Consider the following 25,878-nt stretch of genomic DNA (forward strand, 5'->3'; position numbering starts at 1 on the left):
TCAGGCGGATATTGCCGCGTTGATAGCGGTGGCGCGGACGCGAAGGATCAGGATCAGGCCAAAGACCACGGCGACGGCATTGGCGGCCGCATATCCGGCCACGGCGCCGCGGACGCCAAGATGAGGGATTGTCACCAGGTCGACCGCCACCGTGGTGGCAAGGACCAGTCCCCACTTGATTGCCACCCAGCGCGGCCGGCGCAGGTATATGGGCAACAGGCTCAGTCCCACATCCGCAAACACCAGGATTGATGCCAATGCAGCCAGCCGCAACAGATCCGCGGTTTCGCCGAACGCCTTGCCGTAAAGCAGGTGGACGACTGGCTCCGCACAGAGCGCCAGAATGATGGCGCCTGCTGCGCCAAGGACGGTCATGCCCGCAGCAACGCGGAGGACATTGCGGCGCGCCGCAATGCCAGACTGCTGCGCAAATACGTAGAGCGGCGCTACGCCTGCCGCGAGGATGGTGGCGAGGGTAGTGAAGTTGTCGAGTATTTGCATAGTGGCCGCGTATGTCCCCAGTTCGGCCAGCGGCACGGCCGGTTTAAGGATCAACTGATCGGCGCGGCGTGCGGCGACCATCAGCATGAAGCTGACCCAGAACAACGCACCGTCGTACACCAGCTCACGCGTCAAGGCCGGGTCGTGCTTCGGGATCGTTTTCGGGGCGCGAGAGAGGTAATACCAGGTAAGCAGCACTGAGGCGATCAAGGGCTCGATCGCAAACGCACCGGCGTATGCCGGGACGAGTTCAATGCCGGCGAAATACAGGATCACGATCAGGCCGGCCTTGGCGGCGAGGGCAATCAAGTTGAAGACAACATTGGGACGGTTGTGGGTGCGCGCCTGCATCCATGCGATGGCAACCCCGAACGGTTCTCGCATCATGACCGCCGTTCCGAGGATTGCTGCGGGAATCCATGTATCGGCGGGCTGCTGCGTGGCCCCCAGCCACAGGCACATCAGCACATAGCCGGCCATGCCCGCGCTCAGCCGAATGGCGAACACGTGTGCGACCAGAGTATGCTTCGCTTCTGGCGTCGCCATCGTCACCAACCGCGGCACCACCACCTCCGCCGAACAAAGCAACGGTATCGACGCCGCAATAAACACCAGCGACTGCGCATACTGGAAATGCGCGAACCCTTCGGTGCCCAGCGCCCGCGCCAGCATGGCCACCACGCCGATGCCCACGACCACTTGCAAGCCACGGTCGGCCAGCAGCCAGAGCAGGTTGCCTGCGACTTTGCGGCGCATCAGGGTTGTTTCCTCAGGCTGCGGTATTGCGCCAGCCATTGCCGCGCCACACCATTCACGTCGAAATGGCCGACGATTCGCTGGCGGCGACGGTCGCGGTCAGTCTCGGTGCCGGGCAGGCTTGCGATGGCGTTGCGCAAGGCGCTTGCCAGGGCCTGCGGATCTCCCGTGGGAGTCAGCGTGGCGGTGTCTCCCGCCAGTTCGGATACGCCTGCCGCGGCGGTCGCCACCACCGGCAGACCGCTCGCCAGCGCTTCGCCCACCGCCAGCGGCATGCCTTCGATGCGCGACGACAGCACGAAGACATCGGCGGCGCGTAGCAGCTCCGGAATGTCCTTCCTGGCGCCGGCCAACAGTACGGCATGATTCAGCCCGTGCCGGGCGACCCGATGCGCCAGTTCATCGCGCAACGGACCATCACCGGCAATCATGAGCCGCGCCTTGGGCAGGTCGCGGCTGAGCTCGGCGAAGGCCTCGATCAACATGGCCTGGTCCTTTTCCGGTACCAGCCTGCCGACGTTGAGGACCAGCAGGTCGTCGGCGCCCAGGCCGAGGTCGCGCCGGGTCTGTTCGCGCGAAGCCTGGTCAGGGCGAAAGCGGCTGGTATCGATGCCGTTCGGCATCACGATCACGCGCCCGTCCGGCACGGCGCCGCTGGCCACCATCGCCAGGCGGCCGGCGTCGCTGACGTGGGTCGTCAGGGCGCACCAGCGGTCCGTGAGGCGGTAGGCGAGGGCACGCAGGCGCCCGCCTTCGCGCGCGCTGTGCGCCGAGCAGATGACTGGCGGCATGTGTCCCGTTCTGGCCAGCACTCGTGCGAAGAGGTTGGCGTGGACCATATGGGCGTGGATGACATCCGGGCGCCACCGCTGCACGAGCAGCCGGGCCTTGCGCAGCGCCGCTAGCATCGACAGCGGAGTCTTGCGCATGGCCAGTTCGGTGACGTGGATGGCGGCAGGCAAGTCGATCTCCTGCCCCTGCGTCAGGCTGAGGATGGCGACCTCATTGCCCAGTGCCAGGAAGGCGCGCGCCAGCGCAGCGATCTGCTGCTCGGCGCCGCCCAGCTTGAGGCCTGTGGTGATGACAAGGATGCGCAAGGGCGCCGGCGCGGCAGTGTCGTCGACGCTGCCCATCAGCGGGCTCCGTAGCCGGTCGCGAGGGTCCTCAACGTCTTCACCCCGATCAGCAGGTCCAGTGCCAGGGAACAATGCTTGACGTAATACAGGTCATAGCTGAGCTTGGTCACGGTTTCTTCGTGGCTGCCGGCGTAACCCTGCTGCACCTGGGCCCAGCCGGAGAGGCCGGGCCGCACCAGATGCCGGTACGGATAGTAGGGGATGGTTTCGGAAAACCGCTCGACCATGGGCGCCTGCTCCGGCCGCGGGCCGATCAGGCTCATATGCCCGAGCAGCACGTTCCACAGCTGCGGGATCTCGTCCAGGCGGTACTTGCGAATAAAACGGCCGACCCGGGTCACGCGCGGATCGCGGCGTGCCGCGAACAGGGCAGGCGCGCTGGCGTCGACGCCCATGCTGCGGAACTTGAGCATGACGAAGGGCTTGCCGAACAGGCCCACGCGTTCTTGCCGGAAGATGGCGCCGCCAGGCGTTTCGAGTCGGATGGCGAGTGCGACGGCGAGTCCCAGCGGCACGGCCAGCGGTGCCAGGCAGGCGACGGCCACGATATCGATCGCGCGCTTCAGGTAGCCATAGAGGTAGTGCGCGGCGTAGTCGTCCAGGAAGTTCTCGTCGATATGCGCCAGGCCGACGCGGCCGGTCAGCATTTCGCCGACGCGCTCGACCGAGTACATGCGGACATGGCTCATCTTGTAATGCGCGAGCAGTCGCGTGCGTTCGGGGTCGCCGGTGGCGCTGCGCTCAACCATCAGCCCGTCGAAGTGCCGGGCGTCCTCCAGCGATCCCACTGGTTCGAAGCGGATGCGGGCGGGCGCCGCGGCGCCGGGCATGGCAAGGATGGCGTCCAGCTGCGCCAGCGTGCCCGGATCGGTATAGCCGAACAGCGGCACGTAGTTCTGCACGAAGCGTCGATAGCCGGTCCAGAGCCACGCCAGCGTGATCAGGTAGGACAGCAGCAACGCGCCACGCGAGTATTCGATATGGAAGGCGGCAAACACAAAAAGCAAGCCGCAGAAGGGCAGCGTCGCGGCAAGTCCGGCGAGGCTGTTGCCCTCCATCGCCGGCAGGTGCAGCGAGCGATGCAGCAGCATGAACGCGACCAGGTACGGCACTACGGACCATAGCAGGGTGCGCGTGAATACGTAGGTCACGATGCCGGCGCGGTGTGCCATTTCGGCGCCGACCGCGCTGAGCGCGAACAGCGCCAGGCCGAGCACGGCCCACGCCACCATCCGGCTGACGCGGCGCACGGTCTCGGAACCGCCGGTGCGCATGCGCAGGGCGCGGTGCCGCATGCTGTCGGCCTTGATGGTCATGATGTCGGCACCCGCGCGGTGCGGGGCGTTTGAGCGAGGGCGTCGCGGTAGACGGACCAGGTGGCGTCGGTCATGCGATCCAGGCCATAGCATTGCTCCCACCGCTGGCGCGCGCCGTGGCCAAGCGCCGCGCGCAGGGCGCTGTCGTCGGCAAGGCGGCGCAGCGCTGCGGCGAACGCATGCTCATCATCGTGATCGACCAGCAGCCCGTACCGGTCGTCTTCTAGTTGCTCGCGAATGCCTGGCAGGTTTGAGGCGACGACCGGCAGTCCGGCCCGCATCGCTTCGAGCACGGACAGCGGCAAGCCTTCGTGGTCCGACGCCAGTACAAAGGCCTGGGCCGAAGCCAGCAGCGCGGGTACTTCCGTGACGTTGCCGGGAAACTCCACGCGGCCCGGTGCAAGCTGTTGCGCCAGCTGCTGCATGGCATGCCGCTGCGGGCCGTCTCCGACCAGGGTCAGTACGCACGACTCCAGCCCTGCGCGCGCGAGCGCGCGGATCGCCGCGTCCTGACGTTTGGGCGCGGCAAAGCGCGCGACCATCACAATCCTTCGCAGGGGGGCTTGCGGGTCGGCGCGATGGGGTGTATCGGGGATGCCGTTGGGAATGACCGAGATGCGTTCGGCGGGAAGCGGAAGCGACCGGGCCAGGTGTCGTTCCGCTTGCGCGACGCAGATCACGCGCGCCGCCAGCGGTGCCAGCAGCCATTCCGCCACGCGCGCGGCCATGCGCTGGCGCGGTGGGGCTTCGGCCTTGAAGGCAAAGCCGTGGACGGTATAGACCACGGGTATGCCGAGCAACAGCCCGGCGATGCGGCCCAGGGCGCCCGCCTTGGCGCTGTGCGCATGGATCAGGTCCGGTGCGGCCTGTTTCAATGCCCCGACCAGTTCACGCAGGGCATGGATGGCGCGCCAGGGCGACAGGGCATTGTCCAGCCGTGTCAGCCGGATGGTCTGCGCGCCGGTGCGCGCCGCGATCTCGAAGAGGGGGCCTTCGCCGCCCGCCAGCAGCATGGTATCCGCCTTGCCGGCCGTCGACCGCAGCAGGTCGGCGACATGCGATTGCGCGCCGCCGATCTCCGCATTGGTGATCAGGTAGGCAATGCGAGGTCGGGACGACGGTTGCGCGGGTGGCTTCAAGGCTGTGTACGTTTCGTGACGGATCGGGTCCGCCGCGGATCCCGCGGCAGCACAAAATACCCCTGAGCGCGAGGCAGGGCACCGCCGGATGTAGGACAGACTCCGAAAATTGTGTCCATCCGTGATAATGCGGCGATTATACCGCCCGGGCCCGCCGCAATCCGGCAAAATAGCTGCCTTTGGGGCGCCGCATCGGCCTGCTGGCAAGGTGTGGCGCGGACGACAAGCAACTCAGGACCCTACATGCAAATCGATCCTTCCATCTTCAAAGCCTATGACATTCGCGGCATCGTGGGCAAAACGCTCACCCGCGACGTCGCGCGCCAGATCGGCTTGTCGTTCGGCTCCGCCGCTGTGGAGCTTGGCGAGACTTCCATCGCCGTCGGCCGCGACGGCCGGCTGTCCGGCCCGGACCTGATCGGCGGCCTGGTCGAGGGCCTGCGCGCCACTGGGCTGGACGTGCTGGACCTGGGCATGGTCGCCACACCGATGGTCTATTTCGCGACCAATATCGAGATCGATGGCGTACGCCCCACCTCCGGCATCATGGTCACCGGCAGCCACAACCCGCCCGACTACAACGGCTTCAAGATGGTGCTGGCGGGCCGGGCCATCTATGGCGAGCAGATCCAGGACTTGCGCAAGCGCATCGAGGCCGGCGCCTTCACCCAGGGTGCGGGCGCGTACCAGGAAGTCGATGTGCGTGCGAAGTATCTCGATCGGATCCTGGGCGACGTCAAGCTGTCCCGCCCGATGAAGATCGCGCTCGATGCGGGCAATGGCGTGGCCGGCGCCTTCGTCGGCGACCTGTTCCGCGGGTTGGGCTGTGAAGTGGTCGAGCTGTTCTGCGAGGTCGACGGCAATTTCCCCAACCACCATCCTGATCCCGCGCATATCGAAAACTTGCAAGACCTGATGAAGACCCTGCGCGAGACCGATTGCGAGCTGGGCCTGGCCTTCGATGGCGACGGCGACCGCCTTGGCGTGGTGACCAAGGACGGGCAGGTGATCTTCCCGGACCGCCAGCTGATGCTGTTCGCCGAGGAAATCCTGTCGCGCAACCCCGGTGCGCAGGTGATCTACGACGTCAAGTGCACCGGCAAGCTGGCCCCGTGGATCCGCCAGCACGGTGGCGAGCCGCTGATGTGGAAGACCGGGCATTCGCTGGTGAAGGCCAAGCTGAAGGAAACCGGCGCGCCGATCGCCGGCGAGATGAGCGGCCATGTCTTCTTCAAGGACCGCTGGTATGGATTTGACGATGGCCTGTACACCGGCGCGCGCCTGCTGGAAATCCTGTCGCGCCATGCCGATCCCAGCGCGGTGCTGAACGCGCTGCCGAACGCCAACAACACCCCTGAACTGCAACTGAAGTGCGCCGAGGGCGAACCGTTCACGCTGCTCGACAAGATCCGCGCCAATGCGAAGTTCGAGGGCGCGCGCGAAGTGATCACCATCGACGGCGTGCGGGTGGAATATGCCGATGGCTTTGGCCTGGCGCGTCCGTCCAATACCACGCCGGTGGTGGTGATGCGTTTCGAGGCGGACAACGACGCCGCGCTGGCGCGTATCCAGGCAGAGTTCAAGCGCGTGATCCTCGCCGAGAAGCCGGATGCTCAGCTCCCGTTCTGAGGGCGCGACGGTGCCTGCGGCATCGTCTGACGCGGCCGGTGTGGCACAGCCCATGCCGGCCGCGGTGCCTTTTGCGCTGCCGGAGCGGCCGCGCATCCTGCTGGTCAAGGTATCGTCGCTCGGTGATGTGGTGCACAACATGCCGCTGGTGCACGACTTGCGCGCGCGCTGGCCGGGCGCCGAGATCGACTGGGTCGTGGAAGAGGGCTACGTGGAGCTGGTGCGCCTGCTGCCCGAGGTGCACCGCGTGATCCCGTTTGCGCTGCGGCGCTGGCGCAAGCGCCTGCTGCAGGGCGGCACCTGGCGCGAGATTGGCGCGGTGCGCGACGCCTTGCGCCAGCAACGCTATGACGCCGTGATCGAAAGCCAGGGCTTGCTCAAGACCGCGGTGGTGGCACGCGTCGCCGCGCGCGCGCCGGGCGCGCCCATCATCGGGCTCGGCAACGCCACGCAGGGCTCGGGCTATGAGCCGGCGGCGCGGCTGCTTTATACGGACCCGGTGTCGGTGCCGCGCCAGACCCATTCGGTGCGCCGCTCCCGCTTGCTGGGCGCAGCGCTGACCGGCACCGCACCCGTGGAGCCGCCTTTGTTTTTCGGGCAGGGTGCCCGGACGCTGTCGGTCGACGATCCGCTATGGGCGGATTTGCCGGCGCGCTATGCCGTGTGCTTCCATGCGACCGCCGGGGCGCGCAAGAAGTGGGCGGTGCAGAACTGGCACGCGCTGGGCAAACGCCTGGATCAAGCGGGCCTGGTGATGCTGCTGCCATGGGGCAATGACAAGGAACGCCACGCTGCCGAAGCCATTGCTGCCGGCGTGCCGCGGGCCAGGGTGTTGCCGCGCTTCTCGGTGATGCAGGGCTTTGGGCTGATCAACCGCGCCGAAGTCGTGATCGGCGTGGATACCGGCTTGGTCCATATCGCCGCGGCGCTGTGCCGGCCCACGGTGGAAATCTATACCGCTACCTGGCGCTGGAAGACCGAAGGCTACTGGTCGGAGCGCATTGCCAATGTCGGCGACGATGGCGTGGTCCCGTCGGTCGATGAAGTCTACGAGGCGGCTTGCCGCGTGCGCGGAGTGGCGGCCTGATGTTGCGTCTCCTGTACAGCTTGTTGTGGGTGGCGGTGCTGCCGCTGGCGCTGCTGCGCCTGGCCTGGCGCGCGCGCAAGGAGCCGGGCTACCTGCAGCATGTCGGCGAACGCCTCGGGGCCTATGGCGGGCTGCCGAAGCCAGGGCCATGGCTATGGGTCCACGCCGTGTCGGTAGGCGAGACCCGTGCCGCGCAGCCCTTGATCGAGGCGCTGCTGGCCGCGCATCCCCATCATCGCCTGCTGCTGACGCACATGACGCCGACCGGCCGCCAGACCGGCGCGCAGTTGTTTGGCAAGGAGCCGCGCGTGGTCCAGTGCTACCTGCCCTATGACCTGCCGTGGCTGGTGCGGCGGTTCATGCGGTACTTCCGGCCGCAGGTGGGCATGCTGATGGAGACCGAGGTGTGGCCGAACCTGGTCCATGGCGCGCGCAAGGCAGGCGTGCCGCTGTACCTGGTCAATGCCCGCTTGTCGCCGCGCAGCTACCGGCGCACGGCCCGCTTCGGCCGGGCCGCAGCGTCGATGTACCGCGACTTTGCCGGCGTGCTGGCACAGACGGCCGGCGACGCCGAGCGCTTTCGCGCACTGGGTGTGCCGGCGGTGCAGATCACCGGCAACCTCAAGTTCGACATGCAGCCAGCGCCGGCCGGCGTGGCGCTGGGCGGGCAACTGCGCCAGGCCTTCGGCGCGCGCGCGGTGCTGGCGGCGGCCAGTACGCGCGAGGGCGAGGAAGCGATGCTGCTCGACGCCTTCTCGCGCTGGGAGTCCCTGGCGCCGGGCGTGCCCCGGCCGGCGCTGCTGCTGATTCCGCGCCATCCGCAGCGTTTCGATGAAGTGGCCGCGATGGCGGCGCGTACCGGGTTTTCGGTCGAACGCCGCAGCAGTCTGGATCTCGATCGCGTGCGGTCGCCGCTGGCGGCCGACATCGTGCTGGGCGATTCGATGGGCGAGATGGCAATGTACTTTGCCGCGTCGGACCTGGCATTCATCGGCGGCAGCCTGTTGCCGCTGGGCGGGCAGAACCTGATCGAAGCCTGCGCCGTCGGCACCCCAGTGCTGATCGGGCCGCATACCTTCAACTTTGCGCAGGCGACCGAGGATGCGATTGCCGCGGGTGCGTGCCTGCGTGTCGACAATGCCGACGTGCTGATGCGCACCGCCGCAAGCGTGCTGGCCGATCCGGCACGCCTGGCGGAGATGCGCGCGCATGCGCAGACCTTCTCCGGCCTGCATCGGGGCGCCACGGTGCGCACGCTCGCAGCGGTGGCACCGGCGCTGGAAGGCTGACGGGCGGCTATCCTGGTGTTCGCACCAGGGCGTCCCACTGCAGCGCAATGCGCTCCAGCGCGAATTGGCTGGCCTTCTGGCGTCCGCTGGCGCCCAGCCTTGCCGCCAGGTCCGGTTGGCGGATCACGGCCAGCAGCGCACGGGCCAATGCGTCGGCGTCGTCGGTCGGGACCACCAGTGCGTCCTGGCCCGGATCCAGTAATTCGCGCGGGCCGGTCTCGCAATCGGTCGATACGATCGGCAGCCCGAAGGCCATCGCTTCGATCAGCACCAGTCCGAAGCCCTCATAGCGCGAACTCAGGCAGAACACCGAGGCGTTGCCATAGGTTTGCACAGGGTCATTGCAGATCCCGGGCAGGCTGGCGCTGCCTTCCAGTTCCAGTTCCCGGATCAAAGCCGACAGCGCGGCGCGTTCCTCGCCTTCGCCATGGATCACCAATTGCCATTGCGGCGCCTGCGCCGACACTATTTTCCAGGCGCGCAGCAGCACATCGAAACCCTTGGCTGGCACCATCCTCCCCATGGCCAGTACCGTCCTTTGCGCGCGCGGTGCCGGCGCATCCGGCAGCGCGAACGGCAGCGGATTCGGCAGGCACACGACCTTGCTGCGCGGCCGCAGGGCTTCCAGCCAGCGGCTGCGGTCGCGCTCCGTCAGTACCACCACCTGGCGGCAGAACCGCGCCGCCAGCCGGCGCGCCAGCTTGCGCGCGGGCTTGCCGAGGTCCTGGTCGAAGTGGCAGTGCTCCCAGGCGATATGGTGCAGGCCCAGGCCGAGCGTGGCAGGCAGCACGAACAGTTCCAGCATGGGGTCCACCTGCACCAGGACATCGATGCGATGCGCAATGCAGTGCCGGCGGATGCCGGCAACGGTGGCGAAATAGGCCCGCTTGAAAGAAGGGCGTTGCGCGAACACCGCTTCATGGCGCACCTCGGGGTGCAATGGAAACTGGCTGGACCTGTCCCAAAGGCTAAGGACGGTGACGCAGTGTCCCAGCGCAGCCAGCGCGTTGGCGATGGTGGCGGTCATCCGCTCCGCGCCGGCCATTGCATTCAGGGTGCCGGTCAGGAAGCAGATATGGCGCCGGGCGTCCGGGTTCAAGGGGTTGCGGGCGCCGGCAATTTGCTTTGGCGCGCGACAACATAGGCAAAGCAAAACGCCATGACCAGGCTATAGAAGGCATTGACCAGCGTCGTGGCGAACATGACTTCGGTCAGCCCGAACACCATGAAGCCGCAGCACAGCGCCAGGCCCATGGCGCTGGCGACACGCGTGCCCCGGTCGGTTCCACGCAGGTGGCGCACGAAGAAAACCGCCGGCACGAGGTACAGCGCAAGGATCGCCAGCAATCCAGGAATGCCGAGCGTCGCTGCGGCATGCAGCAGTTCATTGTGAGAATGCGGCATGGTCGCGGCCAGCGGCGTAATCACATGCTGAGTGGCGAGGGTCCGCAGGGTCGTTTCGAAGTGTTCCGGCCCGACGCCGGTCCAGGGGTGGGCCTGGAACAGTTCAAGCGACGCGCGCCAGAGCTGAAGGCGAACGCCGATCGAAGTGTCCGACGTTACATGCTGAACAAATTGAGACAGTTCCGATACAACCGCAGCCGTCCTCTGCTGCACGATCGCACTGCTGAACCATCCCAGCGCCATCAGCCCGGCCAGCCCCAGCAGTACCCCGGCCTTGTGCAGCCGCGTCAACCTGCGCGAGGCCGCCAGCGCGATCAGTGCCAGCACTGGAATGGCCAGCCAGCCGCCGCGGGTGCCGCTCATGTATGACGCGTACAGTCCCGCGAAGCCGGCCAGCAGTTTCAGGCCAGCCAGCCAGTGATCGCCCGGGCGGTTCCAGCCGATCGAGATCACGGCGAGCATGCCGGTCAGCAAGGCGAGGTTGCCGAAGGGAATGACGTTGGAGAAACCGACATGGCTGGGACGTCCCGCCGCGGCGACTTCGTGCAGCCACAAGGCGGATATCAGCGCACAGGCGACGAAGCCCCACTGGATGCTCTGCATGCCGCGTCGGCCCAGGCGCAGCATGCCAGGGACCAGAAGGATGAACAGCGCAAAACGCAGGTAAAGATAGGGCACATGCGGGTCTTCGGCCCCGGTCAGCAGTTGCTGGGTCAGCACCGCCAGCGGCAGCGCCGCCATGGCCAGCATGAAGGGCCAGTACCGGCGCAGGATCAGGCCGAATTCCGCAAGGCCGGCGCGGCCGCCGGCAGCCAGGGCGATGGCGCTCCACCCCAGCAACAGCCCGAAGCAGGTGTTGCTCAGCGACGGCTTGACGAACATCAGCGCGGGAAACGCAGCCAGGACAACACAGGCGCTCAGGTACAGAGCTTTGTCGATCCCCAATGGTAGGGACCCTTGCAATCTCGTCATCAAGAGCATGGAGAAAGGTTTCCGGAGGAACATGGGTGCATGAAAGATGCGTGCCGTTCCGTCCGTCTTATTATTGTCGCCGTCTCCTGAGGAGCGGTGCCCTGCGCCGGCATTGCGGCTCGGGGCGAAGCGATTATATCGGATGGCCACGGTGGCATTTCCAGGAGTTCCGCATCCTATCCGGCTGGGCGTGTCGACCCGTTACAGGATGTATGTGGAGGGTCAGGCGCTTCAAGAGGTGCCGGATCGGCTTGCTAAACTGAAGGTCTATGGCCGGGTGCACTTTCCGGCATGCTGCCAGTCACATCCATCGATGACATCGCTACGGGCGCCCCAGGGCAGCCCCGCAACAGGAGTTCTTATGGATAGCCGTAATCGCCTGATTCCCTTCGCGGCCGCCGTGCTGGTCGCCGCCGTGCTCGGCGCCTGCACTACCGCGACCGCGCCCAACCTTCCGTCGGCCGGCACCAACCTGAACCAGACCCAGCCGTCCGGCCCGAGCCGCTGGGAACTGGTGCGCTGGCAGCAGCCTGACGGCTCGCTGCGCGAGATCCCGCACGGCGACAATGGCGAGCCGATCATTTTCGAGTTCAACGAGGGTATCGATGCCGCGCAGGGCACGGTCAGCGGCACCAGCGGCTGCAATCGCTTCAGCGGCAGTTATGGCAAGACCGAGACCGGCATCCGCTTCGACCGCATCGCCGGCACGCGCATGGCTTGCCCGCCGCCGCGCATGGCGCTGGAGTCGGCGCTGCTGAAGGCGATGCAGACGCCGTTCGCCACCGTGGGCACGCAGCCGTCGGCGGCCAGTACCGGCCGGCAGATCATCTGGAAGACCGTGGACGGCGAGCTGCTGCAGTTCGTCGAGCGCGAGGGCGTGGGCAAGCGCGGTGCGCGCGTGGAGGCCGCGGGCGTCGAGAAGACCGTCTATATCGACTCGCAGCGCGTGGAGTGCACGGGCGTGGGCAAGATGACTTGCTACCGCTGGCGCGAGTCGCCGGATGCGCCGTGGCAGCTGTGGTATGGGCCGATCGAGGGGCTGGATTTCGAACCCGGCGTGTCGTACCGGCTGCGCGTGCGCGAATACCAGGTGCCGAACCCGCCGGCGGATGCGTCGGCGATCCGCTGGCAGTTGCTCAACGTGGAGTCGCGCACGCGCGCGAAGTAAGGCGCCACGCCTCCATGCAAAACGGGCCGCGGTTGCGGCCCGTTTTCCTTTACAGGTGCAAGCGGTAGGTCAGGAGCGCGGCGTGCCCGCGGGCGTGGCTTCGCGCCGCGTGCCGCGGCGCTCGGCCGACGAGGCGCGCGGGTTTGCCGGCGCCTTCGCGCCGGCCTGCGCCGGCACCGGCAGCTTGTACAGCGCGCCCGGCGACGACGTCAGCAGGGTATTGATCTGCACCACGTCCGCTTCCTGCAGCACGCCGGTGGAGGCCTTCAGGCGCAGCCCGTTCATGATGGTGTCGTAGCGGGCCTTGGCCAGGTCGCGGCGGGTGGAGAAGAGCTGGGCCTCGGCGTTGAGCACGTCGATGTTGATGCGCACGCCCACCTCGTAGCCGAGCTGGTTGGATTCCACCGCGCTGGTGGCCGAGCGTTCGGCCGCCTCCAGCGCCTTGACCTGGGCCAGTCCGTTGGAGACGCCGGAGTAGGTCTGGCGCGCGGTCTGGGCGGCGGTGCGGCGGGCGAATTCCAGGTCGCTGGCGGCCTTGTCGGCCAGCGCCAGGGTCTCGCGCACGCGCGACTGGATCTGGCCGCCGGCGAAGATCGGCAGGGTCAGCTGCACGCCGATCTGCGACGCGTTGTAGTGCGTCGAGATCGCCTGGGTGGCGCTGCCGGTCTGGTTGTTGAAGCCGTACGAGGCCACCAGGTCGACCGACGGCAGGTGCCCGGCCTTGGCCTTGTTGGTCTCGCGCTGCGCGGTCTCGAGGTTGTAGCTGGCCAGGTTGACCTGCAGGTTGCTGGTCTCGGCCTGCGCCGCCCAGGCGTTGACATCGGGCGGCTGGGGTCCGGGGATCGGCGCTTCGGCGCGCAGGCCCATCAGTTCGTCGACCGGCTTGCCGGTGATCTGCTGCAGCGTGGCGCGCCTGATCTCCAGGTCGCTCTGCGCGGCGATCTCGGTCGAGGTGGCCAGGTCGAAGCGGGCCTGGGCGTCGTTGGCGTCGACGATGGTGGCGGTGCCGACCTCGAAATTGCGCCTGGCCTGTTCCAGCTGCTCGGCGATGGCCTTCTTCTGCGCGCGCGCCAGGTAGAGGTTGTCCTGCGCGGCCAGCACGTCGAAGTAGGCCTGCGCGCTGCGCGTGATCAGGTCGAGCTCGGCCTGGTGGAAGGTGACTTCGCCCGCCTGCGCGGCCAGCTCGCCCTGCTTGTAGGTTTCCCAGCGGTCCCAGCGGAACAGCGGCTGGCTCAGCTGCAGCTGCCAGTTGTTGTTGTTGAAGAAACGCGTGCCGGAGGCGCTGGGCGCGCCGCCGATCGGCAGCGAAGCGGTCTGGTCGAGCTTGGTGCGGTTGGCGCCGGCGGTGCCCACCACCTGCGGCAGCAGGCCCGCGCGGCCCTGCGGCAGCTTCTCGCGCGTGGCCAGCAGCTGCGACCGCGCGCTGGCGAACTGGGCGTCATTGGCTTGCGCATCGCGGTAGACCTGCAGCAGGTCGGCCGCGCCGGCCACCGCGGGCATCATGGCCAGCAGCGGGACCAGCAGGGAAGCCGCGATCGCCAGGCGCGTCCGGATCGCTCCGGGCTGGGCGTTGGGCGCAAACGTCATGACACCTCCAGGTGGGCGCGGCGGGTGCCGCGGCCGACAGTCGTTTCTTCTTCGTGTTGCTGTGCTGGCTGCCGCGTCAGTACTTCGGCATGGCGGGGTCAACCTGGCTGGCCCAGGCGTCGACGCCGCCGGTCAGGTTGTAGACCTTGCCGTAGCCCTGGCGCTCCAGGTAGGCCGCCACCTGCATGCTGCGTGCGCCGTGATGGCAGATGCAGACGATGTCGGCGTCTTCGTCGAGTTCGGCAGCGCGCGCCGGGATGTCGCGCATCGGGATGTGGGTGATGCCGGGCAGGGCGCAGGTCTGCACCTCCCAGCCTTCACGCACGTCGAGCAGGACCGGCCTGGCGCGGCTGGCGTCGGCCAGCCACTGGGCCAGTTCGGTCGCTTGGATGACCTGCATGGCGTACGTCCTCAGAACTGGAATTGCGAGGGCCGGGCCGCGCCCTGGAGGGGCTTGACCGCGGTCTCGAACAGGTTGACGACCTGGTACTCGGTTTCGGACACGCGCGTGACCAGGCGCGCTTCCATCACCGGCAGTTCGCCGACGAAGGCGGCGATGCGCCCGCCCACTTTCACCTGCGCCAGGATCGACGGCGGGATCGCCGGCAGCGAGCCGGAGATGCAGATCACGTCGTAGGGCGCGGCGGCGGCCCAGCCGTCGGCGGCATTGCCTTCGGCAACGTCGACATTGGTGACGCCGGCGTTGGCCAGGTTGGTGCGGGCCAGCTCGACCAGCTCGGGCACGATGTCGACCGTCAGCACGTGGCGGGCGCGGTTGGCCAGCAGCGCGGCCATGTAGCCGGAGCCGGCGCCGATTTCCAGCACGGTCTCATGCTTGCGCACGGCCAGGTCCTGCAGGATGCGGGCTTCGACGCGCGGCGCCAGCATGTTCTGCCCGGCGGGCAGCGGAATCTCCATGTCGACGAACGCCAGCGAGGCGTACGCGGACGGGACGAACTGCTCCCGCTTGACCACCGCCAGCAGGTCCAGGATTTCCTGGTCCAGCACGTCCCACGGGCGGATTTGCTGTTCGATCATGTTGAATCGGGCTTTTTCGAGATCCATCTTGCCATTCCTTACCAATGCCAACCGCTGTCGGTCTGTGCGCCGGCCGCGCGGTGCCACGGCCGGACAGTCTTATCAAACCCGTTATTTTAACCTTGCGGGCGCCTCCGGGCTCATTCCGCGCTGGCCTCCACCGGGGCCGGGCGCTCCGTCGCCGCGGGCCGGCCGGTCAAGGCCTGCGCGGGCGCTTCCGGCGTGGCGTGCGGCTTGCCTTGCCACAGCCGGCGCAGCCACGCGCCGAAATCATCAAGATACGTATAGATCACCGGCACCACCACCAGCGTCAGGATCGACGAGGTGATGATCCCGCCGATCACGGTCTGTCCCATCGGCGCGCGCTGCTCGGCGCCCTCGCCCAGGCTGAAGGCCAGCGGCACCATGCCGAAGATCATCGCCAGCGTGGTCATCAGGATCGGGCGCAGCCGCACGCGCGCGGCTTCGACCAGCGCGGCCTCGCGCGACAGCGGCTCACAGCCGTCGACACCCTGGCGCGCCTGGTTGGCGAAGTCCACCAACAGAATCGCATTCTTGGTCACCAGCCCCATCAGCATGATGAAACCGATGATCGAGAACATGTTCAGGGTCGAGCCGAACAGCAGCAGCGCCGCGAACACGCCGGCCAGCGTCAGCGGCAGCGAGGTCATGATGGCGATTGGCTGGAAGAAGCTGGCGAACTGCGAGGCCAGGATCATGTAGATGAAGATCACCGCCAGCGCCAGCGCCGACACGGCGTAGCCAAACGACTCGTTCATCGACTTGGTCGAGCCGCCGAAGCGGTACTTGTAGCCGGCCGGCCAGTTCACCCCGTCGAGCGCGCCCTTGATGTCGCGCGCGACTTCGCCGGCCGAGCGCCCGGCCACGTTGGCGGTCAGCTCGACTTCGCGGTTCAGGTCACGCCGGCTGATCTGGTTGGCGCCGGTGGTGGGCACCAGCTCGGCGATCTGGCGCAACGGCACCATCTTCGGCGAGCCGTCGGCATTGGCGTGGCTGCTGGCGATCATCAGCGCGCTGAGGTCGGCCATGCCGGTGCGCGCATCCTTCGGCAGGCGCACGCGCACGTCGTAGTTCTCGTCGTCCGGCGCGCGCCAGGAGCTGATGGCATCGCCGGCCAGCAGCGGCCGCAGCGCATTGCCGATCTGCGCCACGCCCACGCCCAGGTCCGAGGCCAGTTCGCGGCGGATGCGGACCTCGATGGTGGGGCGGTCGTCCTTCATGCTCGAATCCAGGTCGGTCAGGCCGGGAATCGCCGCCATGCGCGCGCTGGCTTCGCGCGACAGGCGCCGCAGTTCGTCGAGGTCATCGCCCTGGATCGACACCTGGATCGCCTTTTGTCCGCCGGCGCCGTCGGGCATGCCGACCATGGTCAGCGTGATGCCGGCAATGCCGGCCAGCCGCTGGCGGATCAGCGGGTTGAGCTGCGCGGTGGTCAGGGCGCGCGCGCGCCGCTCGGTCAGGCGCACCGACACCAGCGCGTTGTTGCGACCCGAGGCGTTGCCCGAGTTGATGGTGGCGTAGGTGTAGGCCACTTCGGGGAAGGCCTTCAGCGCGGCTTCCACCTGCCGCACCTTGGCCTCGATGACGTCGAGCGAGGTGCCGACCGGCGTGGTGAAGCCGACCTGGGTCTCGCCGAGGTCGGCATTGGGCACGAACTCGGTGCCGATCAGCGGCACCAGCGCAAAGCTGCCGAAGAAGGTCGCGGCGGCGATCGCGGCGGTGGCCAGGCGGTGCTTCAGCGCCCAGGCCAGCATGCCGGCGTAGCCGTCGCCAAGCCGGTCCATCCTGGCCGAGAACCAGTCCAGCAGCCGCCCCACGGTGCGCCCGTACCAGCTGCGCTTGTTGCCGGTGCCGTGCAGGTCGGGGTCATGCCAGACCGAGGACAGCATCGGGTCCAGCGTGAACGAGACGAACATCGAGATCAGCACCGCCGCCACCACGGTGATGCCGAACTGGTGGAAGAAGCGCCCGATGATGCCGCCCATGAAGCCCACCGGCAGGAACACCGCGACGATCGAGAAGGTGGTGGCCAGCACCGCCAGCCCGATCTCGTTGGTGCCGTCCAGCGCCGCGCTGCGGTGGTCCTTGCCCATCAGGTTGTGGCGCACGATGTTCTCGCGCACCACGATGGCATCGTCGATCAGCAGCCCCACGCACAGCGACAGCGCCATCAGCGTGATCACGTTGAGGGTGAAGCCGCACAGGTACATCACGCCGAAGGTGCCGATCAGCGCGATCGGCAGCGTCAGCCCGGTAATCACCGTGCTGCGCCACGAGCCCAGAAACAGGAACACGATCGCCACGGTCAGGAAGGCGCCTTCCAGCAGCGTCGAGCGCACCTCCTTCACGCTGCTGCGGATGCCGCGCGCGGTGTCGTTGACCACGGTGAGCTGCACGCCGGCCGGCACCAGCTTGCGCACCTCGTCGGTCATGCGCACCAGGCCGTCGACGGTATCGACGGTGTTCTGGCCCTGCGCCTTCACCACCGACAGGAACAGCGCGCGCTTGCCGTCGAGCAGCGCCAGGCTTTCCTGCTCTTCCTGGCCGTCGCGCACGTCGGCGATCTCGCCCAGCGTGACCGGCTGGCCGGCGCGGCGCGCGACGATGATCTGCCGGAACGCATCCGGCGTGGGCACCCGGCCCTTGATCTGCACCACGGTCTCCGTCGCCGCGGAACGCAGCTCGCCCGCGGGCAGCTCCTGGTTCTCGTTTCGGATCGCGTTCATCACCTGGTCGACGCCGATTCCCAGCGCCTCCAGCTGCGCCGGCCGGATGCGGATCTCGACCTCGCGCTTGGTGCCGCCGACGAGGTTGATGGCGCCGACGCCGCGCACGGTTTCCAGCCGCTTGCGCACGATCTGGTCGGCGATGGTGGTCAGCTCGCGCTGGCTGCGGCTGGCGCCGGGCGCGTTGGAGACAGAGAGATAGAAGATCGGCGCGTCCGACGGGTCATAGCGCAGCACGCGCGGTTCCTTGACCTCATCGCGGAACTGCGGGCGGATCAGCGCGATCTTGTCGCGCACGTCCTGCGCGGCCTGGCCGACATCGACGCTCAGGTCGAACTTGATGACGACGACCGAAGTGCCCTGGTACGAGTGCGAAAAGATCTCGTCGATGCCGGAGACGGTATTGACGATCTCCTCGACCTTGCGCGTGACGTCGGACTCGACCGACTCCGGCGCGGCGCCCGGGTATTCGGTCTGCACCACCACCACCGGGAAGGTGATGTCGGGAAACTGGTCGACCGGCAGCCGCTGGTAAGAGAACAGCCCGACCACGATGAAGGCCATCATCATCATGGTGGCCAGCACCGGGTTGCGGATCGACAGGCGGGTGAACCACATGGCGCGCGTCCTCGGTACCGTCAGGCCTTGACGCGCCTGACCTGGCTGCCGCTGCGCAGCGTGCCGAGGTTGTTGCGCACGATCTCGGCGCCGGCATCGAGGCCGGAGACGATTTCCACCATGCCGCCGGCTTCGTCGCGCAGGCCGAGTTGCACCGGGCGTTCCGCCAGCGTGTCGCGCTCGATGGCATAGACGAAGGCGCGCTCGCCCTCGGTGCGCACCGCCGACACCGGCACCGAGACCACCGCGGCGCGCTGGCCCAGCACCAGCGCGCCGCGCGCGAACATGCCCGCGCGCAATACCTGGTCGGCATTGTCGACGCGGACATAGACCATGATGCTGCGCGTGCCCTCGCTGACGGCCGGGTTGATGCGCACCAGCTTGCCGGCAAAGCGGCCGGCGCCTTCCACTTCGAGCGCCACCGGCTGGCCCACCGCGGCACGCGCCACGTCGGCCATCGGGATCGGCGCTTCCAGCTCCAGCACGCGCAGGTCGACCACATCGACCAGGCGCGTGTCCGGCGACACCTTCTCGCCAGGCTGCACCGCGCGCGCGGCCACCATGCCGTCGAGCGGCGCCTTGACCACGGTGTCGGCGAGCGACTTCTTTGTCACCGCCAGCCCGCCCTGGGTGGCGTCCAGGTTGGCGCGTGCCACCGCCAGGTCGGACTGGTACTTGTCGAAGGCGGTCTGCGAGATAAAGCCCTTGTCGACCAGTTCGCGGTTGCGTTCCCAGGTCTGGCGCGAGTTCTCGAACTGGCCCCGTGCGGCCAGCATTTGCCCGCGCGCCTGCGCGACACGCGCCTCATATTCGGTCGGGTCGATGCGCACGATGACCTGGCCGGCGCGCACCGGCTCGCCTTCGCGCACCAGCACCTGCTTCACTTCGCCGGAGACCTTGGCCTTGACCGAGGCCTGGTTCAGCGCGCGCAGGCTGCCCGACAGCGGCAGCGACAGCTGCAGGTCCTGGCGCGCCACGCGCACCAGGTCGGTCTGCAGGAATTCGACGATATTGGCGGCCGCAGCGCCCGCCTGCGGCTGGCGCGCGCTGCCGGCCTTGCGCACGGCCACCGTGGCGCTCAGCGCCAGGGCCAGGCAGGCGGCGGTGATCAGCAGGGTCTTGCGCTTCATGTCGGGGTGCCGGGTCGCGGTGCGGCAGGGGCGGGATCGCCATCGGTAGCCATCGCGGCGGCGCGTTGCGCCAGCATCTCGTCGCGGATCACTTCCCAGATATAGGGGCCGTGCTGCGGCGGCAGCGGCCGGTCGCGCGCTGCGCCGGCCGTCAGCCCGAACAGCAGCGTGTCGAGCAGGCCGTCGAGGAAGGCCTCGGGGTCGATGTCTTTCTCGGCGGTGGCGCGCAGCGCGCGCTGCCACATCATCAGAAACACCAGCGGCGCGCAGATCAGCGTGGTGGTCGGGTTGGCCGGCAGCGCGCGGAACTCGCCGCGCGCCACGCCGCGCGCCAGCACCTTGGCGAACAGCTCGTCGCCCGGCACCATCACTTCCTGGTTATAGAAGCGGGCGATGTCCGGGAAGTTGGCCGACTCCGCCATGATCAGCTTGGTCAGTCCCGCCACCGACGTGGCGCCGATCAGTCCCCACCAGCCGCGCAGCAGTTCGCGCAACAGCTCGGGCGTGCTGCCCTGGTAGGCATCGACCAGGTCGGCGCCGCGCGCCAGTGCCGGCACCAGGTTCTCGCGCACCACCGACTTGAACAGCTCTTCCTTGTTGGCGAAGTACAGGTAGACCGTGCCCTTGGACACGCCGGCCGCCGCGGCCACGTCTTCGAGGCGCGTGGCGGCATAGCCGCGCTCGACGAACAAGTCCAGCGCCGCCGCCACCAGTTCCTGCGGCCGTGCCGCCTTGCGCCGGCTCCAGCGCGGGCTGTCGGCGTCCTTCGGCGCGTCGGCGGTTGACGTGGTCACGGCGGGTTTGCGAAGACTGCGGGGCACGAGGGGCGTCGAAAAGTTAATAACTTGTGGGTCAGTAATGTAGATGAGGCCCTACAGGGGGTCAAGCAGGGGCATACACCAAGGCACGTCCGACCAGACCCGTTCGGCGTCATGTGATGGACGGTGCACGGATTTTTCCTGCAACCGTGCCACGCTTACGGCGTTTTCCTTTTCTTACAGGAGGCCCGCGGCCCTTCGGGCACAATGTCGCCTTTGACCTGGCAGCCTGAGCGGCTGCCGCTCCAGAACCATCGTCATGAGTTGCCGGTCAGACCTTTCCTGCCGCGCGGGCTGCGGCGCCTGCTGTATCGCGCCGTCGATCGCTTCGCCGCTGCCCGGCATGCCGGACGGCAAGCCGGCGGGCGTGCCGTGCGCGCAGCTGCTGCCGGATATGCGCTGCGCGGTGTTCGGCCGCCCGGACCGGCCCGCGTTCTGCGGCGGCCTGAAGCCGTCGGCCGAGATGTGCGGCGAGTCCCGCGAAGCGGCGCTGCAATGGCTGGCCCGGCTCGAGATCCTGACCGCGCCGCAAGCGTCCGCCTGAGCGGCACGGCGCGGCATGACGCCTGGCAATCGTTCCTGAACTCCCGCAATCGGAGGCAATATGATCCGGACTTCCCGACGGCGCTGGCTCGCCGCTGCCGCCGCGGCCACCCTGGCCGTGGGGCTGGCCGCCTGCGGCGCCTTCCGCAGCGAGTACACGTTCTCGCAAAGCGAGCTGCAGGCGGCGCTGGAGCGCAAGTTTCCGTTCAACAAGCGCTACATGGAGCTGTTCGACATCCAGCTGACCAACCCGCAGCTGACGCTGGACTCCGTGCGCAATCGCGTCAACGTGCAGTTCGACGCCACCATCGACAACAAGCTGTTCTTCAGCCAGGCCCTGACCGGCCGCTTCGCGCTGGACAGCGGGCTGCGCTACGACGAGCCCACACGGTCCGTGGTGCTGCAGGATCCGGAGGTGAAACGCTTCGACGTGCAGGGCATGCCCGCGCAGTTCTCGCGCCAGCTCAATGCGCTGGGCGGCATCCTGGCCGAGCAGCTGTTGCAGGGCTATCCGCTCTATACCTTCCGCGAAGACCAGCTTCGCCTTGCCGGCACGCACGTCGAGCCCGGTACAATCACCGTTTTGCCCGACGGCATCAACGTCAAGATCAACCGCCCCTGACCGGGGCGCATCGAACAACAATGCGGGCGGTCCGGCACCAGGCCGGACAACGCCCGTGACTACGTCTCATTCGTTCCGCATGGAAATCGCACTAGCGCTGAAGGCCGTGATCCTCGGCATCGTCGAAGGCCTGACCGAGTTTCTTCCCATTTCGAGCACCGGCCACCTGATCCTGGCCGGCCAGTTGCTCGACTTCAACGACGAGAAGGGCAAGATCTTCGAGATCGTGATCCAGTTCGGCGCCATCCTGGCGGTGTGCTGGGAGTTCCGCGCGCGCATCGGCAAAGTGGTGCGCGGCCTGCGCGACGACCCGCTGTCGCAGCGCTTTGCCGCCAACGTGGTGATCGCGTCGGTGCCGGCGATCGTGCTGGCCTTTATCTTCGGCAAATGGATCAAGGCCCACCTGTTCAACCCGATCTCGGTGGCGCTGGCCTTTATCGTCGGCGGCGTGGTGATCCTGCTGGCCGAATGGCGCGACGCGCGCCGCGGCACGGTCTCCCATCCGCAGGGCAACGCGCTGCTGGAAGCCGCCAAGGCCGGCGCACCACGCATCGAGTCGGTCGACGACCTGAACTGGCGCGACGCGCTCAAGGTGGGGCTGGCGCAGTGCTTCGCGCTGGTGCCGGGCACCTCGCGTTCCGGCGCCACCATCATCGGGGGCATGCTGTTCGGGCTGTCGCGGCAGGTGGCCACCGAGTTCTCCTTCTTCCTGGCGATCCCGGTGATCTTCGGCGCCACCGTCTACGAACTGTACAAGGCGCGCGCGCTGCTGAACGGCGACGACCTCGGCATCTTCGCGGTCGGCTTCGTCTTTGCCTTCCTGTCCGCCTTCTTGTGCGTGCGCTGGCTGCTGCGTTTCGTCGCCACGCACGACTTCAAGCCGTTCGCGTGGTACCGCATCGCCTTCGGCATCGTGGTGCTGCTGACCGCGTACACCGGGCTGGTGTCCTGGCACGCCTGAGCAGGCTGTGACACAGGCAACAAAAAAGCGTGGCAGATGCCACGCTTTTTCTTTGGGCGCTTGCAGCGCTCAGGCGCGCTTGCGGAACACCACGTCCCACACCCCGTGCCCGAGCCGCACGCCGCGCCGCTCGAACTTGGTCACGGGCCGGTAGTCCGGGCGCTCGGCAAAACCACCCGGCGCCGCCGAGGTGTTCTCCAGCAGCGGCTCGGCCGACAGCACTTCGACCATCTGGTGCGCGTACTCTTCCCAGTCAGTCGCGCAGTGGATATAGCCGCCCGGCTTCAGGCGCGCGGCCAGCAGCTTCACCAGCGGCGCCTGCACCAGCCGGCGCTTGTTGTGGCGCTTCTTGTGCCACGGGTCCGGAAAATAGATGTGCACGCCGTCGAGGCAGTCGTCGGTCAGCATATGCGCGATCACTTCCACCGCGTCATGCTGCAGGATCCGCACATTGGCCAGGCCGCGCTCGTCGATCAGCTTGAGCAGCGCGCCCACGCCCGGCTCATGCACCTCGCATCCCAGGAAGTTGTCCTGCGGCCGCAGGCCGGCGATATGCGCGGTGGTCTCGCCCATGCCGAAGCCGATCTCCAGGATCGACGGCGCCTGGCGGCCAAAGGTTGCCTCCCAGTCCAGCGGCTGCGGCGTGTAGGGCACGATCATGCGCGGCCCGACTTCGTCGATGGCGCGTTGCTGCCCGGTCGAGGTCCGGCCCGCGCGGCGCACGAACGAACGGATGCGGCGCGGATGCGCAACGCCTTCAGGATCGACAGGAGAGGGGGCGGACGCTGGCACGGCGGCGCGGTCTGCCGGCTCGGCCTCGTCGGCCGGCCCGGTGCTGGGGTCTTGGGGAAGCATGGCAACAAAAAAGCCGCCGGGCGGATCACCGTAACGGTGGCAAAGGCGGCTTGTCTCGACTGGAAGTGGAGCGGGCGATGGGAATCGAACCCACGTCTTTAGCTTGGGAAGCTAAGGTAATAGCCATTATACGACGCCCGCGAACCCGCGATTCTATGCGGGATCCCGGGGGGATGCAAGCGAGTGGCTGATGGGGCGCATTCAGCGCCTCAGGCCTTGTACGCGAAGTTTTTGCCGACCTCCTGGCTGATATAGCTGCACAGGCCGGATCCCGCCGTGGCGAGGCGCTTCATCTGTTCGACGTGGTGGCGGCCGGGCCTGCGGTAGTCATAGGTGTAGACGTGGTCGTTGTCGAAGCGGATCCGGATATGTTCCGGGCCAACTTCGTAGGCGACCACGCCCGAGTTGCCGCTGAGATTCCGGTAGGGCTGCATAGCTGCCAATGATAGGTCTTGTCTGGCGTGGCTGCTGGCCGGGAACCGGTCGCGTTGGCGCGTCAGCGGCGCCGCATCGGTGCCGAAGGCGCCCTGGCGTCCTGCGCGGCCGCCGCTTCCAGGGCTTCGCACAGCAGTGTCACGGCCGGCGGCGATTCGATTTGCGCCGGCGTGATGAAGACCAGGTGGCCCGAGGCAAACGGCGCGCGCAGCTGCACTTCGCGCACCATCGACAGGGCCTGGTAGTTGGCCAGCGCCGTCGCCGGCGCCACCGTCAGGAATCCGCCCGCGGCGGTCATGGCCAGGTTGCTGTGAAATGACGCCGACTCGATATGCGGCACCGGCGGCAGCTGGCCATCGTCGAGGAACGGTTGCTCGAACACGTCGCGCGTGTGGGTGCCGCGCGGGGGCAGGATCCACGGTCCTTCGTGAAGATCCGCCAGCGCGACTCCGCGGCGCCCGGCGAGAGGATGGCCCGGCGCGCAGACCACGGCCAGATGCTCGTCGCGCAAGCGCGTGATGCGGGCGCTGGCCTCGAGCTGGCCGGCGTGGTCCTTTTGCAGCCGGCCCACGATGCAGTCGAGTTCGCCTGCAGACAGCATCGCGGTAAGCCCGGCGACGGTATGTTCGCGTACCGCCAGGCGTGGCAGGCAGCCGCGCTCACGCAACCACGCTACGGCCCGGGGCAGCACGTCCATGCCCACCAGCGGCAGCATGCCGAGCCGGACCAGTGGCACTTCCGGCCGCGTCAGCAGCGCCTCGCCGGCCGCGTCGATCGCACCCAGCACCACGCGCAACCGTTCCAGCGCACGCTCGCCCGCAAGGCTCAGGCGGCCGCCGCGTGTGGTCCGTTCGATCAGCTTGCAGCCGAAGGCGAGTTCCAGCTCCTGCAGCATCTTGGTAACGGCCGGCTGGCTCAGGTGCAGCCGCTCCCCCGCCGCGGTCAGCGAGCCGCTGCGTGCCACCAGGTCCAGCAGGCGCAGGTGGCGGATACGCAGGCGGTCGATGCGGTTGGGCCATGGCATTCCGGCATCCGTGCTTCTCGGGGTCGCGCGCGTCATAGCAAAACGTGATGGCTTTATCAAAACTGGATAATTGTTTTGAATGGCCTCCTCCCGGGACAATCGGGGCAAACCATGAAGGAGACTGCAATGGAGGCCAATCCCACGCGCCGCCTGCTGCTGAAATCACTGCTGGCATTGCCGGCCGCCGCGCATGCTGCCCACCCCTATCCGAGCCGGCCGATCCGGCTGGTGGTGCCCTACGCCGCCGGCGGCGGGCCGGACATCCAGACCCGCAAGCTGGCCGAGCGGCTGGCGCACGTGCTGGGCCAACCGGTTGTGGTCGAAAACAAGGTCGGTGCGGGCGGCATCCTCGCCGCCGAATTCGTCGCGCAGCAGCCGGCCGATGGCTACACGCTGATGCTGGGCGCTTCCACCCATGTCGCGCAGAAGCTGCTGCAGCCCGGCGCGAAATTCGACCCGATGGCGTTCACCCACATCATCCGCGTCGGCGTCAGTCCGTCGGTGCTGGTGGTCAGCGCCGGCTCGCCATACCGGAACGTGGCCGATCTTGCCGCCGCGGCACGGCGCGCACCCGGCACGCTCAACTACGCCTCGGGCGGGATCGGCTCGGCGGCGCATGTATCGGGCGCGGCGTTCGCGTCGGCGACCGGCATCGACGTGGTGCACGTGCCGTACAAGGGCTCGGTCGAGATCGTGCCGTCGCTGATCAAGGGCGATACCCAGTTCGGCTTCCCGGTCGCGGCCACGGCGATGCCGCAGCTCGCCAGCGGCAAAGTGCGGATGTTGGCAGTGACCTCGGCCAGCCGCGCCCCGGTGTTGCCGCAGGTGCCCACGTTGAACGAGGCCCTCGGCCGCAAAGACCTCGACCTCGATGCCTGGAGCGGTATCTGGGCGCCGCCGCGGCTGTCCGCGGCGATTACTGCGCGGCTGCATGCGGCAGTGATGCAGGCGCTGCAGGACCCCGCGTTGCGCCGGACCTATGCCGACATGGGCGCCGTACTCGCGCCGACGCCCACACCGGAGGCGTTTTCCCGGCTCGTGGCCGACGAGACCGTGCGCCTGCGCCAGGTCATCGACAAGAACCGCATCACCAAGGAGTAGAC

Annotated in this window: 23 protein-coding genes and 1 tRNA gene; 8 read left to right on the forward strand and 16 right to left on the reverse strand. The window is 67.8% G+C overall.

Going from position 1 to position 25,878, the window contains the following annotated elements; translation table 11 throughout:
• From MKD38_RS07760 to MKD38_RS07775, 4 genes are read right to left on the reverse strand one after another with little or no spacing between them, the layout of a single operon-like run.
• Window positions 1-1,257, reverse strand: coding sequence for a lipopolysaccharide biosynthesis protein (locus tag MKD38_RS07760; RefSeq protein WP_252675532.1), 1,257 nt, complete (start codon window positions 1,255-1,257; stop codon window positions 1-3).
• Window positions 1,257-2,390 carry a glycosyltransferase gene (locus tag MKD38_RS07765; protein ID WP_252675534.1) on the reverse strand — a complete coding sequence of 378 codons (1,134 nt, stop codon included), beginning with the start codon at window positions 2,388-2,390 and terminating at the stop codon, window positions 1,257-1,259. The genes MKD38_RS07760 and MKD38_RS07765 overlap by 1 nt, the downstream gene beginning before the upstream one ends.
• Entirely contained in the window at window positions 2,390-3,709 is a 1,320-nt protein-coding gene (locus MKD38_RS07770; RefSeq protein WP_252675536.1) for a sugar transferase, read from the reverse strand. Before MKD38_RS07770 ends, MKD38_RS07765 begins: the two co-directional genes overlap by 1 nt.
• Window positions 3,706-4,848, reverse strand: a complete 1,143-nt coding sequence (locus tag MKD38_RS07775; RefSeq protein WP_252675538.1) for a glycosyltransferase family 4 protein — start codon at window positions 4,846-4,848, stop codon at window positions 3,706-3,708. Before MKD38_RS07775 ends, MKD38_RS07770 begins: the two co-directional genes overlap by 4 nt.
• A gap of 243 nt (window positions 4,849-5,091) precedes the next feature.
• On the opposite strand from MKD38_RS07775, the gene MKD38_RS07780 reads away from it, so the two are divergent.
• From MKD38_RS07780 to waaA, 3 genes are read left to right on the forward strand one after another with little or no spacing between them, the layout of a single operon-like run.
• The gene (locus tag MKD38_RS07780; protein ID WP_252675540.1) at window positions 5,092-6,477 is read left to right on the forward strand and encodes a phosphomannomutase/phosphoglucomutase; all 1,386 of its coding nucleotides are present in this window, start codon (window positions 5,092-5,094) and stop codon (window positions 6,475-6,477) included.
• Window positions 6,458-7,564 (forward strand): lipopolysaccharide heptosyltransferase I, encoded by a 1,107-nt coding sequence (waaC, locus tag MKD38_RS07785; protein ID WP_115704325.1) that lies wholly within the window; start codon window positions 6,458-6,460, stop codon window positions 7,562-7,564. The genes MKD38_RS07780 and waaC overlap by 20 nt, the downstream gene beginning before the upstream one ends.
• Window positions 7,564-8,853, forward strand: a complete 1,290-nt coding sequence (gene waaA, locus MKD38_RS07790; protein ID WP_252675548.1) for a lipid IV(A) 3-deoxy-D-manno-octulosonic acid transferase — start codon at window positions 7,564-7,566, stop codon at window positions 8,851-8,853. The genes waaC and waaA overlap by 1 nt, the downstream gene beginning before the upstream one ends.
• Before the next feature lie 7 nt (window positions 8,854-8,860).
• Here the strand turns inward: waaA and MKD38_RS07795 are convergent, their stop codons facing one another.
• Window positions 8,861-9,952, reverse strand: coding sequence for a glycosyltransferase family 4 protein (locus MKD38_RS07795; RefSeq protein WP_252675550.1), 1,092 nt, complete (start codon window positions 9,950-9,952; stop codon window positions 8,861-8,863).
• A complete protein-coding gene (locus MKD38_RS07800; protein ID WP_252675553.1) occupies window positions 9,949-11,238 on the reverse strand; it encodes an O-antigen ligase family protein in 1,290 nt (429 codons plus the stop codon). Before MKD38_RS07800 ends, MKD38_RS07795 begins: the two co-directional genes overlap by 4 nt.
• Before the next feature lie 352 nt (window positions 11,239-11,590).
• On the opposite strand from MKD38_RS07800, the gene MKD38_RS07805 reads away from it, so the two are divergent.
• Window positions 11,591-12,397 carry an META and DUF4377 domain-containing protein gene (locus MKD38_RS07805; protein WP_252675561.1) on the forward strand — a complete coding sequence of 269 codons (807 nt, stop codon included), beginning with the start codon at window positions 11,591-11,593 and terminating at the stop codon, window positions 12,395-12,397.
• Between the two features lie 69 nt (window positions 12,398-12,466).
• On the opposite strand, the gene MKD38_RS07810 is transcribed toward MKD38_RS07805, so the two are convergent.
• The 6 genes from MKD38_RS07810 to MKD38_RS07835 all read right to left on the reverse strand — a co-directional run bounded on the left by MKD38_RS07810 (window position 12,467) and on the right by MKD38_RS07835 (window position 20,338).
• Entirely contained in the window at window positions 12,467-13,984 is a 1,518-nt protein-coding gene (locus MKD38_RS07810) for a TolC family outer membrane protein (protein WP_252675563.1), read from the reverse strand.
• A 76-nt stretch (window positions 13,985-14,060) separates the two neighbouring features.
• Window positions 14,061-14,384 (reverse strand): rhodanese-like domain-containing protein, encoded by a 324-nt coding sequence (locus MKD38_RS07815; RefSeq protein ID WP_012353593.1) that lies wholly within the window; start codon window positions 14,382-14,384, stop codon window positions 14,061-14,063.
• Between the two features lie 11 nt (window positions 14,385-14,395).
• Window positions 14,396-15,049 (reverse strand): protein-L-isoaspartate O-methyltransferase family protein, encoded by a 654-nt coding sequence (locus tag MKD38_RS07820; RefSeq protein ID WP_018008125.1) that lies wholly within the window; start codon window positions 15,047-15,049, stop codon window positions 14,396-14,398.
• A 113-nt stretch (window positions 15,050-15,162) separates the two neighbouring features.
• Window positions 15,163-18,387, reverse strand: coding sequence for an efflux RND transporter permease subunit (locus MKD38_RS07825; protein WP_252675565.1), 3,225 nt, complete (start codon window positions 18,385-18,387; stop codon window positions 15,163-15,165).
• 20 nt (window positions 18,388-18,407) lie between these two features.
• The gene (locus MKD38_RS07830) at window positions 18,408-19,517 is read right to left on the reverse strand and encodes an efflux RND transporter periplasmic adaptor subunit (RefSeq protein WP_252675567.1); all 1,110 of its coding nucleotides are present in this window, start codon (window positions 19,515-19,517) and stop codon (window positions 18,408-18,410) included.
• Window positions 19,514-20,338, reverse strand: a complete 825-nt coding sequence (locus MKD38_RS07835; RefSeq protein ID WP_252675568.1) for a TetR/AcrR family transcriptional regulator — start codon at window positions 20,336-20,338, stop codon at window positions 19,514-19,516. Before MKD38_RS07835 ends, MKD38_RS07830 begins: the two co-directional genes overlap by 4 nt.
• Window positions 20,339-20,594: 256 nt before the next feature.
• Between MKD38_RS07835 and MKD38_RS07840 the strand changes: the two genes are divergently transcribed.
• From MKD38_RS07840 to MKD38_RS07850, 3 genes are all read left to right on the forward strand, one after another.
• A complete protein-coding gene (locus MKD38_RS07840; RefSeq protein ID WP_252675570.1) occupies window positions 20,595-20,879 on the forward strand; it encodes a YkgJ family cysteine cluster protein in 285 nt (94 codons plus the stop codon).
• 60 nt (window positions 20,880-20,939) lie between these two features.
• On the forward strand, window positions 20,940-21,500 hold the full coding sequence (locus tag MKD38_RS07845; RefSeq protein ID WP_252675572.1) for a DUF1439 domain-containing protein: 561 nt from the start codon (window positions 20,940-20,942) through the stop codon (window positions 21,498-21,500).
• A 79-nt stretch (window positions 21,501-21,579) separates the two neighbouring features.
• Entirely contained in the window at window positions 21,580-22,461 is an 882-nt protein-coding gene (locus tag MKD38_RS07850) for an undecaprenyl-diphosphate phosphatase (protein WP_062801473.1), read from the forward strand.
• A 69-nt stretch (window positions 22,462-22,530) separates the two neighbouring features.
• Here the strand turns inward: MKD38_RS07850 and trmB are convergent, their stop codons facing one another.
• The 4 genes from trmB to MKD38_RS07870 all read right to left on the reverse strand — a co-directional run bounded on the left by trmB (window position 22,531) and on the right by MKD38_RS07870 (window position 24,775).
• On the reverse strand, window positions 22,531-23,316 hold the full coding sequence (trmB, locus tag MKD38_RS07855; RefSeq protein WP_252675574.1) for a tRNA (guanosine(46)-N7)-methyltransferase TrmB: 786 nt from the start codon (window positions 23,314-23,316) through the stop codon (window positions 22,531-22,533).
• Window positions 23,317-23,382: 66 nt separating this feature from the next.
• A tRNA-Gly gene (locus tag MKD38_RS07860) sits at window positions 23,383-23,457 on the reverse strand.
• Window positions 23,458-23,525: 68 nt separating this feature from the next.
• Window positions 23,526-23,750: a hypothetical protein gene (locus MKD38_RS07865; protein WP_252675958.1), complete on the reverse strand. Its 225-nt coding sequence runs from the start codon at window positions 23,748-23,750 to the stop codon at window positions 23,526-23,528.
• A gap of 62 nt (window positions 23,751-23,812) precedes the next feature.
• A complete protein-coding gene (locus MKD38_RS07870; protein ID WP_252675576.1) occupies window positions 23,813-24,775 on the reverse strand; it encodes a LysR family transcriptional regulator in 963 nt (320 codons plus the stop codon).
• Between the two features lie 126 nt (window positions 24,776-24,901).
• Here MKD38_RS07870 and MKD38_RS07875 point away from each other — a divergent pair, with 126 nt between their 5' ends.
• On the forward strand, window positions 24,902-25,876 hold the full coding sequence (locus tag MKD38_RS07875) for a tripartite tricarboxylate transporter substrate binding protein (protein WP_371925664.1): 975 nt from the start codon (window positions 24,902-24,904) through the stop codon (window positions 25,874-25,876).
• The last annotated feature ends 2 nt before the right edge of the window (window positions 25,877-25,878 follow it).

This window comes from Cupriavidus sp. WGlv3, from assembly GCF_023952475.1.
GTDB classification, from domain to species: Bacteria; Pseudomonadota; Gammaproteobacteria; order Burkholderiales; family Burkholderiaceae; genus Cupriavidus; species Cupriavidus phytorum.